Below are 3017 nucleotides of genomic sequence, written 5' to 3'. Positions count from 1 at the left end.
CCCGCGCGACAACGGCAGTTTTTACGATTATAACATCAGTATTTCCAAATCGGGCGACGCGGTCGTTTCCGAAGCCATGCGCTACAGCGGCGCGCGAGAGGGCGATTTGCGCCAGTATTACCGCTCGCTGAAAGACGAGGAACAGAAACAGGTGTTCCAGCAGATGATCAAAGGCGTGTCCGCAACGGCGGAACTGCTCGATTACCGGGTAAACAACGCCGAAACGCTGTCCGGCCCGTTTACGCTGGACCTGAAATACGGCGTGAAGGATTTTTTCCAGAAAGCCGGCGATATCCGCATCGCGCAGCTGCCGGGTTTCGCGATCGGAGCGGAGCGTATAGAAGAAGTGTCGTTGTCGGCGCGCCGCTATCCGGTAAAATACTCCGGCAGCGGCTCTGTGCTGGGCCGCTATTTCAGCTACAGCATAACAATCCCCGCAGGGTACGAAACCGTTTCACTGCCGGAACCGGTCAGCCTCTCAAACAAGTACGGCTCGTTTGCCGCGGGTTGCAGGCAGGAAAAACCGGATCTCGTAAACTGCGGTCTGCGCTGGGAACGCACGGCCAATACGATCGCGGCGAAAGATTATGCGCAATACAAAAACTTTCTGGAAACCGCCGCCAACTACACAAAAAAACAGCTGTTTTTCAGGGATCGGGCCGGTTCGGGGAAATAATTCATGAAAAAATTCATACTGACACTCTGTCTGCTGGCGATCGCGCCCTGCGCTCACGCCGATCTTGTTCACCTTAACAAAGGCGGCGAAATTAACGGTTCGCTCATCAGACTTGATTCGGCGGCCGCCATTGTTGAAGTCGCCGGGGAAACACGGAGTTATCCGCGCGGCGAACTGATGAAAATACAGTTCGTCAGCGAGTACCGGCCCGGTCCGGCCGACCCGCTTGCCGGCCCGGTTATAAAACAGCTGCTCGCGGCGCCGCCCGGCCCGCAGGCTTATCCCGACGACGCGTTCCTCACCGAACTGATGGAAGTGACCGTAGACATCGGCAAAGACAAAAGTTACAGCGTAAAAAAACGCGCGGTTCGCTATGTGCTGAAGGAACGCGGCAAAAGCCCGGCGGCGTTTGTCACGCTGGACTACCTGCCGGACCTGCAGACCATAACCATTGACCACGCCTATTCCGTGACGGACGGCTCGGTCAGCTATCTTACCGATCTCTCTGTCATGGAAGGCAGCGCGTTTATCGGCTATCCGGCCTACAATAAAATGAAAACCATGAAGTTCGCCATTCCCAACGTGCAGACCGGCTCGGTTCTGGATTACGGATATACCGTTAAAACGCAGTACAACGCCGCCTACCCGTATTTCGGGGAAATCGCGTTCCGGTATTTCGAGCCGGTAAAACTGTACCGCCTGACCGTGAACGTGCCGGACGGGCTGGCCCTTTCCTATGCCGAACATAATATGTCGCCGGGCCGGTCCTTCTCCAAAAAGCGCGCCGCCGGACTGACGGCTTACACCTGGGAGCTGCGCAACCTCCGTTCCTACAGGCAGGAACCGGACATGCCGCCGTTTCTGCATTATTCGCCAGCCGTGAAACTTTCGCTCAAGGAAAGCTGGGCCGGCGTGCGCGGCGTTATCGCGCCATTAATTGAAAAACAGCTCTCCGTCACGCCGGAAATCGCCGCCAGGGCGGCCGCGCTGACCGCCGGCAAAAACTCGCAGCTGGAAAAAGCTGAAGCGCTCTACAACTGGGTGGCGGCGGAAATAAAGTATCAGGAGGTGGGGCTGGACCAGTACAGCTATATTCCGCAAAACACCGCCGATATCTTCGCCGCCCGGGCCGGCAACAGGCTGGACAAGCCATTTTTGCTTTACGCCCTGCTTTCGGCGGCGGGTTTCAAGCCCGTATTCGCCTACGCCGCCGACCGCGACAGCCTGTTTGACGAAACGCTGCCCAATATCCGCCAATTCGCGGCGGGCGAATGTCTGGTAACCATTGGCGGAAAGAATCTCGTTCTGGCCCCGTTTGACGACCGGCACCGCTTCGACGAACCTGATTATCAGATTCAGGGCACGCGCGCCCTGCGGCTGCTGGGCGGAGAGAACAAGCCTGCGCTGCTGGCCAACCCGCTTGCGCCCGCAGACCGGGAAGGGCTGGAACAGGCCGGCGAGTTCGCGCTTGACGAAAACGGCAACCTCAAGGGCTCTTTTTCGGAGCGGGCTTTCGGCGAAACGCAGGCCGCCGTCCGCGAGTATAAAAACTATAAAAAAGAGGATCTTGACCGGGCGATGGAACAGCGCGCGCATTCCATTCATCCGCGCGCGCGACTTGAAGGCTATACGCTGGAAAATGAAACCGACCTGTCAAAAAACGTCGCCTATAAAATGTCGATCAGCGTTGACGGCTATGCCCTGAAAGCCGGCGATTACATGATTTTCAAAGCGCCGGGCGCGCAGTATTTCGCCTACGATGTCGGGCTTGCCCGGCGCGAACTGCCGCTGTTTTGGTATCTGCGCGAGAGAACGGCGAAGAAAATAACCGTCCGGCTGCCCGGAGGCTATGCGCTTTATCATGCGCCGGCGCCGCTTGCTTTGAAAACGGCGGGCAGTTCGTTCTCGGCAAGCTACAGAACAGCTGGTGCGGAGCTGCTGTTTTCCGACGAATTCCGGCGTGAGCGCACGCTGCTGCCCGTGGCGGACTATGCGCGCTACAAGGCATTCATAGAAACGCTGGCCCGATTCTCCGAAAACTGGGTGGTGCTGAAAAAGAAATGAAAGCCATGCGAGAAAAGGCGAAAAAAACCAAACCGGCGCCCGCTCCGGCGCGGCGGACGATCGTGGCGGGAGCCGCCGCGCTTGCCGTTTTTTACCTGTTGCTGAACTGGAACACGTTCACCGCGCCGTTTGAACGCGACGAGGGCGAATACGCCTACGCGGCATGGATCACCCTGCAGGGGCAGGTGCCCTACATCAGCTCTTTCCTGCATAAGCCGCCGCTTACGATATTCATGTACATGCTGGGTTATTTTATTGACCCGGCCGCCGTATGGCC

The 3017-nt window shown here is 57.7% G+C and carries 3 protein-coding genes; all 3 read left to right on the top strand.

The window, feature by feature from the left end:
- Positions 1 to 676 (top strand): hypothetical protein (locus PHW69_10060; GenBank protein ID MDD4005527.1); only part of this gene is annotated, 676 nt, incomplete at its 5' end.
- 3 nt (positions 677 to 679) lie between these two features.
- Positions 680 to 2740, top strand: coding sequence for a DUF3857 domain-containing protein (locus tag PHW69_10055; GenBank protein MDD4005526.1), 2061 nt, complete (start codon positions 680 to 682; stop codon positions 2738 to 2740).
- On the top strand, positions 2737 to 3017 hold a 281-nt coding region (locus PHW69_10050; protein ID MDD4005525.1), incomplete at its 3' end, for a hypothetical protein. The genes PHW69_10055 and PHW69_10050, both read left to right, overlap by 4 nt.

It is taken from the genome of Elusimicrobiaceae bacterium, from assembly GCA_028700325.1.
Taxonomy (GTDB): Bacteria; Elusimicrobiota; Elusimicrobia; order Elusimicrobiales; family Elusimicrobiaceae; genus JAQVSV01.
The sequence above is the reverse complement of the archived record's forward strand: the minus strand, read 5'-3'. Positions and strand labels throughout refer to the sequence as shown.